This window comes from Pseudomonas sp. GZJR-8, assembly GCF_002916705.1.
GTDB classification, from domain to species: domain Bacteria; phylum Pseudomonadota; class Gammaproteobacteria; order Pseudomonadales; family Pseudomonadaceae; genus Aquipseudomonas; species Aquipseudomonas synxantha_A.
This window is the reverse complement of sequence record NZ_JXSI01000006.1, coordinates 251,442-264,065: the sequence shown is the minus strand read 5'-3', so window position 1 is coordinate 264,065 and position 12,624 is coordinate 251,442. Positions and strand designations below refer to the sequence as shown.

22 protein-coding genes are annotated in these 12,624 nt (G+C 56.0%); 18 read left to right on the top strand and 4 right to left on the bottom strand.

The annotated features are described in order from the left end of the window. Positions 1-33: 33 nt before the first annotated feature. Positions 34-633, bottom strand: a complete 600-nt coding sequence (locus TK42_RS14635; protein ID WP_032880672.1) for an SPOR domain-containing protein — start codon at positions 631-633, stop codon at positions 34-36. 167 nt (positions 634-800) lie between these two features. Between TK42_RS14635 and TK42_RS27325 the strand changes: the two genes are divergently transcribed. From TK42_RS27325 to TK42_RS14560, 16 genes are all read left to right on the top strand, one after another. Next, a complete protein-coding gene (locus TK42_RS27325) occupies positions 801-953 on the top strand; it encodes a DUF1654 domain-containing protein (protein ID WP_371920254.1) in 153 nt (50 codons plus the stop codon). 164 nt (positions 954-1,117) lie between these two features. Continuing rightward, on the top strand, positions 1,118-1,438 hold the full coding sequence (locus tag TK42_RS26805) for a hypothetical protein (RefSeq protein ID WP_146097880.1): 321 nt from the start codon (positions 1,118-1,120) through the stop codon (positions 1,436-1,438). A 345-nt stretch (positions 1,439-1,783) separates the two neighbouring features. Next, the gene (locus TK42_RS14625; protein ID WP_103734537.1) at positions 1,784-2,026 is read left to right on the top strand and encodes a hypothetical protein; all 243 of its coding nucleotides are present in this window, start codon (positions 1,784-1,786) and stop codon (positions 2,024-2,026) included. Positions 2,027-2,041: 15 nt separating this feature from the next. Continuing rightward, a complete protein-coding gene (locus tag TK42_RS14620; RefSeq protein ID WP_103734536.1) occupies positions 2,042-2,242 on the top strand; it encodes a hypothetical protein in 201 nt (66 codons plus the stop codon). A gap of 56 nt (positions 2,243-2,298) precedes the next feature. Beyond that, a complete protein-coding gene (locus tag TK42_RS14615; RefSeq protein ID WP_103734535.1) occupies positions 2,299-3,063 on the top strand; it encodes a hypothetical protein in 765 nt (254 codons plus the stop codon). A 463-nt stretch (positions 3,064-3,526) separates the two neighbouring features. Next, positions 3,527-3,838: a hypothetical protein gene (locus TK42_RS14610; RefSeq protein WP_103734534.1), complete on the top strand. Its 312-nt coding sequence runs from the start codon at positions 3,527-3,529 to the stop codon at positions 3,836-3,838. A 21-nt stretch (positions 3,839-3,859) separates the two neighbouring features. After that, positions 3,860-4,045, top strand: coding sequence for a hypothetical protein (locus tag TK42_RS14605; protein ID WP_103734533.1), 186 nt, complete (start codon positions 3,860-3,862; stop codon positions 4,043-4,045). A 19-nt stretch (positions 4,046-4,064) separates the two neighbouring features. Next, positions 4,065-4,331, top strand: coding sequence for a hypothetical protein (locus TK42_RS14600; RefSeq protein WP_103734532.1), 267 nt, complete (start codon positions 4,065-4,067; stop codon positions 4,329-4,331). Further along, the gene (locus TK42_RS14595) at positions 4,309-4,545 is read left to right on the top strand and encodes a hypothetical protein (protein ID WP_103734531.1); all 237 of its coding nucleotides are present in this window, start codon (positions 4,309-4,311) and stop codon (positions 4,543-4,545) included. Before TK42_RS14600 ends, TK42_RS14595 begins: the two co-directional genes overlap by 23 nt. After that, a complete protein-coding gene (locus TK42_RS14590) occupies positions 4,535-4,762 on the top strand; it encodes a hypothetical protein (protein ID WP_103734530.1) in 228 nt (75 codons plus the stop codon). The genes TK42_RS14595 and TK42_RS14590 overlap by 11 nt, the downstream gene beginning before the upstream one ends. A gap of 57 nt (positions 4,763-4,819) precedes the next feature. After that, the gene (locus TK42_RS14585) at positions 4,820-5,950 is read left to right on the top strand and encodes a hypothetical protein (RefSeq protein WP_256584588.1); all 1,131 of its coding nucleotides are present in this window, start codon (positions 4,820-4,822) and stop codon (positions 5,948-5,950) included. A gap of 55 nt (positions 5,951-6,005) precedes the next feature. Continuing rightward, positions 6,006-6,986: a RecT family recombinase gene (locus tag TK42_RS14580; protein ID WP_103734528.1), complete on the top strand. Its 981-nt coding sequence runs from the start codon at positions 6,006-6,008 to the stop codon at positions 6,984-6,986. Continuing rightward, positions 6,983-7,651, top strand: coding sequence for a lambda exonuclease family protein (locus TK42_RS14575; RefSeq protein ID WP_010568110.1), 669 nt, complete (start codon positions 6,983-6,985; stop codon positions 7,649-7,651). The genes TK42_RS14580 and TK42_RS14575 overlap by 4 nt, the downstream gene beginning before the upstream one ends. A gap of 2 nt (positions 7,652-7,653) precedes the next feature. Next, complete coding sequence (locus tag TK42_RS14570; RefSeq protein WP_103734527.1) at positions 7,654-7,896, top strand: hypothetical protein; 243 nt, start codon at positions 7,654-7,656, stop codon at positions 7,894-7,896. Then, positions 7,893-8,363, top strand: a complete 471-nt coding sequence (locus TK42_RS14565) for a hypothetical protein (RefSeq protein WP_103734526.1) — start codon at positions 7,893-7,895, stop codon at positions 8,361-8,363. The genes TK42_RS14570 and TK42_RS14565 overlap by 4 nt, the downstream gene beginning before the upstream one ends. A 69-nt stretch (positions 8,364-8,432) precedes the next feature. After that, positions 8,433-8,762, top strand: a complete 330-nt coding sequence (locus TK42_RS14560) for a hypothetical protein (RefSeq protein ID WP_103734525.1) — start codon at positions 8,433-8,435, stop codon at positions 8,760-8,762. 173 nt (positions 8,763-8,935) lie between these two features. Here TK42_RS14560 and TK42_RS14555 read toward each other — a convergent pair whose 3' ends face one another. Beyond that, complete coding sequence (locus TK42_RS14555; protein WP_103734524.1) at positions 8,936-9,808, bottom strand: hypothetical protein; 873 nt, start codon at positions 9,806-9,808, stop codon at positions 8,936-8,938. Positions 9,809-9,909: 101 nt separating this feature from the next. Here TK42_RS14555 and TK42_RS14550 point away from each other — a divergent pair, with 101 nt between their 5' ends. Next, positions 9,910-10,311: a hypothetical protein gene (locus TK42_RS14550; protein WP_103734523.1), complete on the top strand. Its 402-nt coding sequence runs from the start codon at positions 9,910-9,912 to the stop codon at positions 10,309-10,311. A gap of 18 nt (positions 10,312-10,329) precedes the next feature. Here the strand turns inward: TK42_RS14550 and TK42_RS14545 are convergent, their stop codons facing one another. Beyond that, entirely contained in the window at positions 10,330-10,659 is a 330-nt protein-coding gene (locus TK42_RS14545; RefSeq protein WP_103734522.1) for a hypothetical protein, read from the bottom strand. 82 nt (positions 10,660-10,741) lie between these two features. On the opposite strand from TK42_RS14545, the gene TK42_RS14540 reads away from it, so the two are divergent. Then, positions 10,742-11,692, top strand: coding sequence for a phosphoadenosine phosphosulfate reductase family protein (locus tag TK42_RS14540; RefSeq protein WP_103734521.1), 951 nt, complete (start codon positions 10,742-10,744; stop codon positions 11,690-11,692). Between the two features lie 251 nt (positions 11,693-11,943). Here TK42_RS14540 and TK42_RS14535 read toward each other — a convergent pair whose 3' ends face one another. Further along, the gene (locus TK42_RS14535; protein WP_146097879.1) at positions 11,944-12,525 is read right to left on the bottom strand and encodes a hypothetical protein; all 582 of its coding nucleotides are present in this window, start codon (positions 12,523-12,525) and stop codon (positions 11,944-11,946) included. Positions 12,526-12,624: the final 99 nt, after the last annotated feature.

The following is a 12,624-nucleotide window of genomic DNA, read 5'->3' as shown; positions in this document are numbered from 1 at the left end:
TTTTTGTTTCTGTATCTTTTACGTACGTCTCTACTATTTGCCCGATGCCGCCGGCTCTTGGTAACGCAGCACAAACCCATTGAGAGTCTTCTTGCGTGCTAGGTCATCCATCTGAACGTTGGCTTCAGCCCGCGTGGAGAATGGCCCTACAAACACACGACTTTTTCCATCGCGGCGTGTTGTGTATGGCGTCCAGCCAGAACTCGCAAGATCTCTACTAATCGCCTCCGCCGTTTCCTCACTACTGACGGACGCTAATTGAACTGACCACCTGACCCCTGGAATTTCCACCGCAGGCTGCGGGGCCTTGATTTTAGTTTTTGCTTCCGTCTCGGCCTTTGCATAGCCGCAAACACTCCCTGCAAACCGGTCCGTCATATCTGGATCGATTATCACGTCAAATCCGCCAGGTCTTTTCATGGCAAGAAACTGGGCGAATCCGGAATAGGCGCCGAACATATTCTTCCCATTCACCTCGCCACAAACGGCCACGTCTGAAACTTGCCGCTCATTTCTAAATTTTGCAGAGTCAGGATCTTTTAGGTGGCTAGCGACTGACGTTCGAGCTCGGTCTATATCTCCGCCGCATCCGGTTACCGCTAGCGCTAGGGCCGTAATTGCTAATCCGCGCATTCCCATCTCCTTGGTCCAATCGACCCAGTGTACCAGTTGCCCCACTGTCATTCAGGATCCCGGCGCTGGCTCGCAGCCGGGTTCTGAGCCAATGGAAGAATTTTCACTTGCCAATGTGCCACGACCGAAATACTGTTTATACATACAGCACTCGCAAGGAGCGAAGCATGAACCAATCTCCCTACTCCGCTGGCAAGCCGAGAAAATCATATGAACTTGTCGGTCACCGACTCCAGCGGATCATCGCCTCACCGAATGTGCAGGAGATCCAAGCAGTTGAAGTGTTCAGATTGGACGACGAAAGCCCAGAGGCGTGGTGACAGGTGATCCAAGACATTGGCGACACCGCAGGTATCCGCATCGACCATTTGGATTCCGGCGCCGTCAGAATCGAGTGGCGAAAATACAGCGACATGTAAATGAGCCCGCTCTTAAGCGGGCTTTTTTACGCCCTTAGAAAACCAATACACATCATAGATTTACCTTGAATCCTGAAATTGTTTACCAATTTATTTACCAATATGCATTGACAGGTAATTTCCAAATGGTAAATTTACCTCAAGCCAGCAACGAACACCGCCGGCCAGCAGCGAAAGCTGCACCACTCTTTAGCGACACCCCTTGCCGGATCACCACCGGCCCAGATTCAAAGGCAGCGATGAACCGGCCTAAACGGTTCAGAGGGTTGGCAACTGACCCGGGCGTGCAGCGTAAAGCGCCAAGAACAGTTATCCAGCGGGAGAACAAGCCGAAAGGCCCGCGGCTGGAAGAACATTTGATTCAAGCCGGTGACCGACGCCAGTAGCGGGTCACGGCCAGCTCCAAAAGATTTGAATTAGCGATCCCGATAGCTTCGGCTGGGACCGCCGGACCTCATGCACCCTGCCCCACTCAATCAGGGCATTCAGAGCTGTAGCGTGCATGTTGTAAGGACCTGTGATCCACGGCGAACAGATGCTGTTTGACGCTGTGAGTAGGAAGCTCGAAGCCCACACCGAAGACGAACGGCCACCCCTGCAATCAGCAGCGGGCAACGGGCCACACCGCCGACGCAACAAACCCAGGCCGTCGCCAGTAGCGGGCCTGGGCGCCACAGATTTACTGATGCCGCTTCTATGAGGCGGCATTGGAAATCAACGGAGATGCAGCGATGAGCAATTCAGTATTTGAAGCAAGTGATGAGGTGATCAACGAGGCAGCTGCATCCTGCGCCAGGCTGCTGGAGAAGTGGTTCGGCGGTGTCGACGAGGCGATTGCCGCGCTCGAAGCTGATCGGGTCGACATGGCAGACCTTGCTCTGCGCAGCTACATGAAGCAGCGCCAGGCAATGACAGTCAGTGCGCACATGAACATTCACGTGTTCTCCCGCGAGGTTCTCGGGCAGGTCGCATGAGGCGAGGGCAAGACGATGAACAAAGTAATTCACATCACAGGGCGGGGTGAGCTGCGGGTGTTTGCCGACGAGAGCCTGGCCGCCTGCATCTCCGAGTCAAACAGGCTCAACGTTGAGCTTGGATTCACCAACGGCGTTCGTGTCGTTGAGTGCGAAGACGGCCACCGAATGACAGCGGCCGATTGCAAGGCTGCGCATGACGGACCTTTTCACTGATGCCCATCCAGAGCGGTGGGCATTGGGAAAACAACCGATCAAGCACGGAGCATCAAATGAGCGAACAAACACTTCAAGCGCTGCTGGCCGAGCGCGTCACCGCTTTTGCAAACAGCGAAAAGCCAGTCGAAATCATCGACGAGCACGTCAAAAAGATGTTCACCAGCGTGGTCGACAACTGCTTCGGCCGTTACGGCGGCATGGGCAAACAGGTTGAGGAGGCAATCAAGGCTGCGCTTCCGGCCAACCTGACCACCATTTTTGAACTGACGCGCTACAACGCCATGATTGCGGCCGCTCTTAAAGAGAAGTGGGAAAGCAGCGGCGTCGAGGCCGACATGGTGCGCCTGGCGCAGCAGCAAATCGACGACGTGCTGAACAAGGACGCGATGCCTGAAGTGATCAGCTTGCAGAGCTTGATGGAAGCCTTCGTCGAGGACCATAAAGAGTCCGCCGCCGAGGAGCACTGGGAGCATCCAGACATTCGCTTCCAGCCATCTGACTACGGTGGTCTGCATATCTACTTCGACAAGAAGCCCAAAGACCATGGTGCTTCGAGCTACTCCAGAAGCTCTGAGCGCAGCGAATACATGCTCGACAACGCCATCCACATCAGCTTCGACCGTAACGGCAAGGATCGCGACGAAAAGGGGCGTGAGGTTGGCACTGTGTACTCCGCCAAAATCGACGGCGAGAAGATCAACCAGACACTGAGATTCCGCTCTCCGTTCGAGAAGATGGTCGCAGCGCTCTACTTCGGCTCATCGAAGATCATCGTCGACTGCGATGAGGATGAGTTCAGCTATGGCATCTGCGACTGAACAACCAGCGCCACGACAGCCTGTCGTTAACTGCCCGACCCTCTCTATGAGAGCGCATCGGGGTGTGATCGGAGCGTGCCCAAGTGGGCTGCAGCGCTAGGATCGCAAAGACCCGTGAATGTCCTGAGCCGGTATGAGCGAGACGGCCAACACTACAAACGCGGCGGGAACCAAGCAGGGGTAGCGCCCTGGTGTTCCGATCACACCCCGATGCGGACGAAACTGCGGCCTATAACCGCCCACCTGCATCACCGGCGAATAGCTCAACCCGCATTGCGCAGGGTCAGCGCCAACCTGGTATTGGCGAGCTACCTTGATCTGGCACAAGCGCCGTGACAGCCGGGAAAGACCGGCACCCACCCTTCCCCACCTCTACCCGTCAACACTCACCCCGCGCCCATCGGCAACCAGCGGGAGGCATGAGTGTTGACGAATACAGGTGAACCCACCACTGGAGCAAGTCATGAGCAAATACACGGAGGCGATCACGGAGGCGGTAAAGGCTCTGGAGTCGGCCGAAAAATCCCATCAGACCGCATCCGAACGACTCGCAACCATTCGCGGTCATGCCGGGCAGCAAGGCTATTCGGTCACCGTAAACGGCGTGACTGTGGCGGTATCCACCTGCGACAGCCGCACTTATCAAGGAACGCTGATTCGTGGTCGGGAAATGATTCACCTGGGCGCCCTCAAGGCTCTTGGTGCTGAGCTTCAAACAGCCGCCGACCGAGTCCGGGACTGCCGAGTGCATTTGGCTGCAATCGTTATCGCCTAACCCCAAACACTGGAGGTCTCCATGAGCGATGAGCAATTCGACTGCCCGCAATGCGGCGACCAAACAGAGTCACTGCACGAAGGCTACTGCGAGGCCTGCTGCACCAGTAATCAGGCGGCGCTGGACGATCACAATCACCAGCATGACCGCTGGGCTCTGCTGAGCAGTACTGAGCGCGACGCTGAAATCAAGCGCGCCCACCGATAACGCCACCCTGGAGGCGACCATGCACCCTGACATTCAAATGCGCCGCGACATCGTCGACGGCCTGCATCAGCGTTCCCGTCTCGCCACCATTGAGCTGTACCGGCTGATCGGCCGACCTGAGCCAGTGGTCACCTTCCGGATGGTGGTAAAGCCTGCCGGCCGCGACTTCTTCCATGTGGTGGATAGCCTGACCGACAAGGTTATGGGGTACCGCTGCGATCACAACGAAGCCTGCGCCCTCGCACGGCGCCTGGAGACACGCCATGCCAACCAGCTACGCGGATAGCGCCCAGGCCAGGGAGTCTGACAGACGCTGGGACTTGCCCAATTTCGGGAAGCAGCAGCACGTCGAGCTATTCCACGAATACACGGCAGACGACCTGGCAGAGCGCGAGGCGAGGCGACTCAAGGAGCGAGCCAGCCTCAAACTACGCATCGGTCTGGCAACGGCCCAGATGGAACTGGTCTGTCCGCCCATTGAGGTGAAGCATGGATCTTAATCAGCGAAACCACCAGACAGCCGTTCGCTGGATCGAAGACGAAATCGAAAACATGATTCTTGACTTGGGCAAGCCGAACGCCAGCGCGGCGGCCACATCGTGCGTAACCCTTGCTTTCATGCTGCGGGCTATAGACGAGAATGAGCATCGGTACTTCCGCGCACGCATCGACAAGATTTACGAAAACTACAACGCCTCTATCGTTTCCGCCGCTTAACGGCGCCAACCCACCACAACACTTTCAATGCTGCGCCAGGCGCGGCGAGGGATCGTCATGTCCACAAATCCTAAAAAAGCACCTGCACAAGAATCGCTCGAAATGAGCGAAACCGAAGAATCCAAGAAGTCCATTGCCCCTGCTGTCGCCGTTACCGACATCGCGGAGTATCGGCCGCACGAGGAGCAAATCGTTCGGCTAGAGACAACCTACGGGAAGCTGGTGGTTGACTGCTCGACCAGCGAAGGCTTGGCGAATGCAAAGGAAGTTCGCGTCGATATCCGCGACGTGCGTTATGCCCTAGCCAACACCACCAAAACGGCACTGGTTCCCTACCAGCAGGCGGTTAAAGACGCCCAGGCTCGCGTCAACCAAGTAAAGGAGTTCGGCGAGACGCTGAAAGATCGAGTCTTGGCAATCGAGACTCCTGTTGACGAAGCAATCAAGGCCGAAGAAAAGCGCATTGCTGATGCCAAGGCAGAGCGCGAGCGTGTCGAGGCTGAGCGTGTCGACGCCATCCGGGCCAAGATTACCCGCTTCAGCTCTGTCGCTGCCGCATACGCAAGCCGCAGCGCTGCCGACGTCGCCGGAATTCTGAAAAGCGTTAAGGAGTCGGTGATCCTGCACGAAGAATACGGTGAATTTGAAGCCGAAGGCACCATCGCTCGCGACAACGCCATTGAGCAATTGGAAGCGCTACACAAGGCTGCCATTGATCGAGAGGAAGCTGCTGCCAAGCTGCTGGCCCAGCAGAAAGAACTGGACGAGCTGCGCGAGAAGCAACGACTCGCCGACGCAGAGGCTGAAGAGCTGCGCAAGCAGCGCGCCGAGGAAGACCGTCTGCGCTTGAAGAAGCAGCAGGACGAGCTGGACCAGCAGCGCCGCGACATGGAAGAGCAACAGCGCCAGCAGCGAGAACGTGATGCGCAGTATCAGCGTGATCAGGAAGAGCTGGCCCGTCTGCGTGCCCAGGCTGCTGCGCCCGCCCCAGCAGCGGCTGTTGTTGCGGCTCCAGTGATTGCTGACCCAGCACAAACGGTTGTAGCGGCAGTTAATCCGGCCCCTGCAGCGGACGCACTCGCTGACTCGAACATTCCAAGCGCCATCGAGGTGGTCGAGGTCGTAGCAATGGCCTTCTGCGTCAGCAATGACGAGGCCTCTGCCTGGCTGCGCGCCTTGTCGTTCTAAAGAACCCTGAAGCCACCCCGGAGGCCGGCCAAAGTCGTCGGCTATGGAGTTAGCAATGAACGCCCCAACCCAGATTTCTACCATACCAATGGACACCAGCCCGACAGGGCTGATCCTCAATCGCGACAGCATGCAGTCGATGACTGAGCTCGCGGGCATCATGGCGGGTGGCAAAACCACCCTGCCGAGGCACTTTCACGGCAACACCGCCGACTGCATGGCAGTGATCATGCAGTCTATGCAATGGGGAATGAACCCATTCCAAGTGGCGCAGAAGACCTTCATCGTCAACGGAGGCCAACTGAGCTATGAAGCCCAGCTGGTCAACGCGGTCATCACCACTCGAGCCCCGACCATTGATCGAATCCACTACGAGTGGTTTGGCGACTGGGACAAAATCATTGGCAATTTCCGCGAGATCGAGAGCAAAAAACAAACGGATGACCACGGGTTGCCGAAAAAGTATCGCGTCCCAAACTGGAACATAAATGACGAGAAAGGGTTGGGCGTCCGCGTTTGGGCTACGTTCGTGGGCGAGGATACCCCGCGCGAACTGACCACCTTGATGACTCAGGCACGAACTCGGAACTCGACGCTGTGGGCAGACGATCCGAAGCAGCAGATCGCCTACCTGGCCCTCAAAAAATGGGCTCGCCTGTACTGCCCTGACGTGATCCTGGGCGTGTACACCCGCGAAGAGCTGGACGACGGCTATACGCTTCCGGAAACAGACGTTACCCCGAGATCTACCAGCGAAAAGCCTGCTGACGTAGGTGCCGCCTCAGTACCCCAGGGCGACACAACAGATGCGACCTCCGACCTTTTTGAACAGCTGAAAAAAATCGCTCAAGAGCAGGGCATTGAAGGGTATGAAAAAGCTTGGAAAGCCCTGAAACCACAGCAGCGCGGCGCCATTGGCGTGACCCGTCACGGCGAACTGAAGGCCATTGCACAAACCATCGACGCCGAGTTCACAACTGTCAGCGATAGCGCCGACGCTGCTGCCGGCGTCGATAGTCAGGACGATGCTCAATGAACGCCTCTGTAGACCTTCAGCGCACCGAGCAGTGGCACCAGGACCGCAGCGGGCGACTCACCGCCAGCCGATTCAAGGATGTTATTGCATGGGGCGACCGTGACAAACACGGCAAACGTAAGCCGCTTGCGGCCCGTACCACCTACATGCGCGAGCTGGCTTTTGAGCGCCTGGCCAACCGATCGAAACATTCGGTCAGCAGCAAGTCGATGGCCTGGGGAACCGAGGTTGAGCAGTCGAGCCACGACTTCTACGAAATCCTGACTGGTAATAGCGTCATAAAGTCGGGTTTCGTAGTTCATCCAAAATACGACTGGCTGGGCTGTTCGCCGGACGGATTGATTGGCGAGGACGGGGGTATTGAGTCGAAATGCCCATTCAATGAGGCCGTCCATGTCCGCACCTGGCTCGAAGGCATGCCCGAGGAACATAAGCCGCAGGTTCAGGGCTGCATGTTCGTCACGGGCCGGGAGTGGTGGGATTTCCTGTCATTCGATCCACGCCAGGATGAAGACTGCCGGCTGTATATCGAGACCATTGAGCGCGATGAGGAGTACATCGCGATGCTTCATCAAGAGTTGGTCCAGTTCAATCTGGAGCTTGGCAGGATGGTTGATGAAGTCGCGGACAAAGCACGGGCGCAAGCCCATCGCCTAGGAGCCTGATCATGATCAGTAACCTGAAATCAGACATCGAGTTTCGGCGCGAGAAAGCGCTGGAGCTTTCCTGTCAGGTCCAGCGGCATCTGGCCGCCGGCGGCAAGCTCACCATCGGCGACAGCCCGGCGATCAATCCAGACCCGGCGAAGCGTTCGGAATTCATCGACCCGACAACCATCCTCAAGCGCCGCAAGCCGCCCATCACCCGGGCCGAGCGTGAAGCGCTGCGCAAACTCGCGGAGGCATTATGAGCAAGCGCAAACCCCACAACCTAAAAGCACGCATCGACCGGTCATGCCGGTCGCTGCTGGCCGCCAACCACGTCGCAGTGGTCAACATCGACCCCAGCGGCCGCCAGGGCATGATCAATTACAAGTCGCTGAAGAACATCGCGCCGGGGAATATTGGCCAGGCCGTCTGCGGCATTCCCCACCGATGGACGATCTACCTGAGCGCCCTATGCATCGACGCCCGCGGCGACCGGTACAGTAAGTCGGTGGAGGTGGCGCCCGATGGCGTTTACCTCTCCGACCACCTCGAAGACGTGATCGAGCATTGCTACAAGAAGCTGCGCGACGAGGCCAACCAAAGCCAGATGGTGGCCTCGGGCTGGATCGCCATCCCTGAAGCGATTTCGCTGGATGAGGCGCACGCCGCACGGATCTTCGAAGCCGTCGGCGCCTGGAACCAGGTGAAGGTCGATTCATACGCCGCATAGCACGCCCCCAGCAACGCAAACGACAAACCTGGCTCGCACTGCCGGCCAGCGGAATAGAAGAGGTAGGCCATGGCAGCAGTACCGCAGAAAGAGCGCTCGGCCAAGTCTGCCAGGAAGCGCGTGTCGAATGCCGAGGAAGAGTTGAGGCTCAGGGTTCGCCCAGGCACACGGCAGGCGCTGGCCGACCTGATGGAGTGGTCAGGCATTACTGAGCAAGGCGAGGCGATGACGCTGATGATTCATCACCTGCACGCGATGGGCGCCGCAAAGTGCCAGCCTCTACTGAATCCGCCGCGCCACGAAATCGAGATATCGCAAAACGTGGCGCGGGAATTCCGCAATAAAAGCCTTCTCGCCATCCAGAAAGACCCGGGCGACGAGATCATCGAACCCGCATAACCCACCCTGCTAGCTGCATCCGGTAACAGATCAAGGCTCGCGCCACAAAATCGTGACTTGGCGAAGCTTACACAACATTTTGGATCTAACGCCTGAGCAGTGGCGCTAAGTTGCGTATCACGCCACAAGAAATCAAGAATTCGTCAGATTATGTTAGTCGCCCCCCCAAAAAACTAAATAGTTTGAACTTTTAGGACTTCAACTCCCGCCTCATCAGCTATTATGCGGATTCTCCTCAGATCCACCCGGGTAGCATCAATCACTCTGATTTCATACACGGGCATTCCATCGGGCATCGTAGTTTCAACCATGACGACGTCATGCTTGTAGGAACCGACTACTGACATGAACGATTTCACCGACTCATAAGGTCCTGATACAGTGAAGACCAAGCCACGCTCATAAGGAAAATCAGGTCTGCGATTGTTACTCGCGGCCGCACTTAAATTACGTAGCAAACCCTCAATATCATCCAGACGTTCAATTAGAATTGCTTTCGCATCTCCCTGATCAAGAGAGTCAATTAAAGCTCTATTCTGGCGAACCCGTAACACTGGATTATCCTGTTCGACTTTTGTTATTGAGACCTCAATGGCTTTCCGCAGGGTGGGAGTAAGCTCAAATACCCCTCGCATGTCATTGGTATAAAAAACCGTCCTTTCATCTGCAATATCAAATGGCAACCTTGTTCCGACCTCCGCAATTGCAACTACGGGCTTACCAGTGCAATGCCTTACAGCAAGCTCGTACATTACGTTAGGGTTCAGTTCAGACAGGTTGGCTATTACAAGATCATCTTCTAAAATATGTTCGACGACTTGACGCGTGATTGAACCAGTGAGCGATATTTCATGGGCCACATGCGCTTCATACCCCAGTTCCAAGAGAAGTGGCTTCAGAACTGAGCTTATAAGCCCATCCGCTGCTCTCCTTGTTGGGGAGTCTGCACCTCCAATCGGTGTAACTATAAATGCTTTTTTTAATTCCCCTTCGACAACGGCATTTTGATCGGGTACAGAGGCCCCAGAGACTTTCTGTTTAGACATTTGCTCTCCTTTCGGCTTCATGCCGAGCTTCTGTAATACCCCAACCGAAACCAAATTGCCACCACCCGTAACGGAGGGCGGCGCCTGACTGGAGATAATCCATGACCCACAACTGCGCGTACGTCCGGCAGCACTATCAGGTGCCAGCCGAAATCGGCCGCCGCGTCATTGCCTATGGGAAGCCCGGTGTCATCCTGGCAGATCGAGGCCATTACATCGGCGTTGTGCTGGACGAGGACCCGAAGAAGCGGATCAGCAACTACCACCCTACCCACGAAATGCAGTACGGCGAAATGGCCGAGACGCTACCGCTCAAAGAGTGGCTGGTCCTGCCGTTCAAGCATGACTGGGACGATCTCGACTGGAATCGAGAAGCTCGGGACGATCTGGTCAGGGTGTGGGCAGCAACTCGAAGTCAGGCCAGATACAAAGCCTACGAGCGGCTTGAGGATTACTGCGACAGCATCAAGGCGATGTTGCACTTCAAGGTTCGGCGCGCCTGACCTGGCCATCCGTATTCGTCAGGAAGACTGATTGCGAAGAGCGAAGAAATTGTCTCTTGCTGATATGAGTTTTTGAACGAGAGTTGGACTGCGCGGGTTACCAGCTTCATCGACCAGCACAAGGACGAACAAACACTTGCAGCCAACGCTGTTGTCGTCCTTGGCCAACCACTCCTTGACTTCATCGGCAGTAAACAGCCCGCCGCTGCGGGCCGCATGTGAATCTCTAGTAGAGGGCGATAGTGCCGACATGTGCATGAAGCGGTGGGGTATCTGAAGCCTCTGGCAGTCAGCTTCATCTGCAGCAAGCTTGCTCAGTCTCATCGCATGAACATCGGAATTGATCACCCGTCTCTCCTTGATCCGGCCCCATGCCGGTCACCCGTAATACCCCATATCAACGAATCACGCCAGCCGGCGAGGGTCCCCTATGCCTACTCACAACATCGTCAGCATGAGCGGCGGTAAAGACAGCACGGCTACGCTGCTGGTCGCCCGCGAGCTGGAGGTGCCGAATCTCAGTGCGGTAGTGGCTGATACCGGGCATGAGCATCCAGAGACTTACGACTACATCCACTACCTGGCGGAAGCCACGGGCGTTCCCATCCGGTGGGTGAAGGCTGACTTTTCCAGGCAGATCGCCGGCAAGCGCAAATTCATTGCAACGAAATGGCGCGAAAAGGGTGTTGCCGAATCCGTGGTGCTGGGCGCTTTGGAAGTCCTGCACCCAACCGGCAACCCGTTCCTGGACTTGTGCCTTTGGAAAGGTCGATTCCCCAGCACCAAAGCCCGCTTCTGCACCGACGAGCTCAAGCGCAACCCAATCATCGAGCAGGTATATCTGCCGCTCATGGACGGCGAAAACATGATCCTGTCCTGGCAAGGCGTGCGGGCAGACGAGTCTCTGAACCGAAAATACCTTCCTGAGTGCGATGAGGTTGGCGGCGGCCTGTTCAACTACCGGCCCATCTTGAAGTGGACGGTCGATTCGGTCTTCGAGGCTCACCGGACGGCAGGCATCAAGCCGAACCCGTTGTACTTGCAAGGCTGCAATCGCGTTGGCTGTATGCCCTGCATCATGTGTGCAAAAGACGAGCTCCGGCAGATCGCGGCCAGGTGGCCAGAGGAAGTTGACCGGGTGCGCGAGTGGGAGCGACTGGTGAGCATCGCCAGCAAGCGCGGCGCGGCCACATTCTTCGCCACCGTCACCGATCCCACCGTGCGGTCAGATGACAAAGTCAGCGCTGTCACGCACGGAATCGACAGGATCGTCGACTGGAGCAACACCGCGCGTGGGGGCCGCCAGTTCGACATGGTCGAACTGATCGCGCGCACCGATAGCCAGAACAGCTGTTCATCGGCGTATGGTCTCTGCGAGTGAAGCAGCTTCACCCCGCCACCGCATCAGCCGCCACCTCAATAGCCAAAGCAGCCTGGGCGACATCATCTGACGTATATGCGATGTCGTTGAGCATCGATTCGATGGCGGCCTCTGACAGCTTGTCGAGGTCGAGCCCCTACTCTACCGCTGTGCGCAGCAACGCACGCAGCGCCATTCCCAACACCCTTTCAGTTCCTTCGGTCATTACCTTCCCCCTTCCTGTGGAGCGATAAGGATATAGAAACCAGTTATTAAATGTAGGATCTCAACTTGAAACCTTCCAATGGTTTCCCAGTTATTTGTGTACACAGCTTGTTCATTGCAGCTTCGCAGTCTTTGATAACATCCTCACCGTATTCTGCGAAACTCTCCCACCCGCCTGGGTGATCGGGACTTTCGGAAAATTCAATTAAACTATCTCTGACGTGTTTAACCTCTGCAAGCTCTTCGTAGGCTTGTGAAACAGCAGAAAATATCTCCGCATCAGTTTCAGCGAGCCCAATAAAAATCTTTTCAAAAACCGACGTATGAATTGGCCAGAGCGGGCTGGAACCCCAACTACCATCGGTGTGGATTGCGATCTTAAGTCCTCCTGAGGAAAGCTTTGAAATCTCCACGGATTTCAAGTCAGGATCAGACAATTCGGACATTACACCTTTCAAGTGCTTTACAGACCACGCGTTCTTACGCAACTCTTCGAGTATCAAAAGTTTGTATGCAGATATTTTCCTTTGTCTTTCAGTTTTCTTCTTAAGCACGTCCAATATTTCTTTCAGCAGAAAGATCAATACTGCACAAACAACCGTTATTGGAAGAAAGTCCTTTAAGATCAATTTTCGCCCCTTTTGCTAATAGCCAATGGTGATCTTGATGAATTTTGCCATGAGGATAGAAATTTAGCATCCAGCCCCCCTGCTCTATATTTTCCTAAA

Excerpts from the sequence above, each read along its gene's own strand:
- TK42_RS14585 (WP_256584588.1), top strand. The coding sequence starts at position 4,820 with ATGTCCACAAATCCTAAAAAAGCACCTGCACAAGAATCGCTCGAAATG.
- TK42_RS14605 (WP_103734533.1), top strand. The coding sequence starts at position 3,860 with ATGAGCGATGAGCAATTCGACTGCCCGCAATGCGGCGACCAAACAGAG.
- TK42_RS14550 (WP_103734523.1), top strand. The coding sequence starts at position 9,910 with ATGACCCACAACTGCGCGTACGTCCGGCAGCACTATCAGGTGCCAGCC.
- TK42_RS14560 (WP_103734525.1), top strand. The coding sequence starts at position 8,433 with ATGGCAGCAGTACCGCAGAAAGAGCGCTCGGCCAAGTCTGCCAGGAAG.
- TK42_RS14615 (WP_103734535.1), top strand. The coding sequence starts at position 2,299 with ATGAGCGAACAAACACTTCAAGCGCTGCTGGCCGAGCGCGTCACCGCT.
- TK42_RS14565 (WP_103734526.1), top strand. The coding sequence starts at position 7,893 with ATGAGCAAGCGCAAACCCCACAACCTAAAAGCACGCATCGACCGGTCA.
- TK42_RS14600 (WP_103734532.1), top strand. The coding sequence starts at position 4,065 with ATGCACCCTGACATTCAAATGCGCCGCGACATCGTCGACGGCCTGCAT.
- TK42_RS14570 (WP_103734527.1), top strand. The coding sequence starts at position 7,654 with ATGATCAGTAACCTGAAATCAGACATCGAGTTTCGGCGCGAGAAAGCG.
- TK42_RS27325 (WP_371920254.1), top strand. The coding sequence starts at position 801 with ATGAACCAATCTCCCTACTCCGCTGGCAAGCCGAGAAAATCATATGAA.
- TK42_RS14540 (WP_103734521.1), top strand. The coding sequence starts at position 10,742 with ATGCCTACTCACAACATCGTCAGCATGAGCGGCGGTAAAGACAGCACG.
- TK42_RS14620 (WP_103734536.1), top strand. The coding sequence starts at position 2,042 with ATGAACAAAGTAATTCACATCACAGGGCGGGGTGAGCTGCGGGTGTTT.
- TK42_RS14580 (WP_103734528.1), top strand. The coding sequence starts at position 6,006 with ATGAACGCCCCAACCCAGATTTCTACCATACCAATGGACACCAGCCCG.
- TK42_RS14610 (WP_103734534.1), top strand. The coding sequence starts at position 3,527 with ATGAGCAAATACACGGAGGCGATCACGGAGGCGGTAAAGGCTCTGGAG.
- TK42_RS14595 (WP_103734531.1), top strand. The coding sequence starts at position 4,309 with ATGCCAACCAGCTACGCGGATAGCGCCCAGGCCAGGGAGTCTGACAGA.
- TK42_RS14635 (WP_032880672.1), bottom strand. The coding sequence starts at position 633 with ATGCGCGGATTAGCAATTACGGCCCTAGCGCTAGCGGTAACCGGATGC.
- TK42_RS14590 (WP_103734530.1), top strand. The coding sequence starts at position 4,535 with ATGGATCTTAATCAGCGAAACCACCAGACAGCCGTTCGCTGGATCGAA.
- TK42_RS14575 (WP_010568110.1), top strand. The coding sequence starts at position 6,983 with ATGAACGCCTCTGTAGACCTTCAGCGCACCGAGCAGTGGCACCAGGAC.
- TK42_RS14625 (WP_103734537.1), top strand. The coding sequence starts at position 1,784 with ATGAGCAATTCAGTATTTGAAGCAAGTGATGAGGTGATCAACGAGGCA.
- TK42_RS14555 (WP_103734524.1), bottom strand. The coding sequence starts at position 9,808 with ATGTCTAAACAGAAAGTCTCTGGGGCCTCTGTACCCGATCAAAATGCC.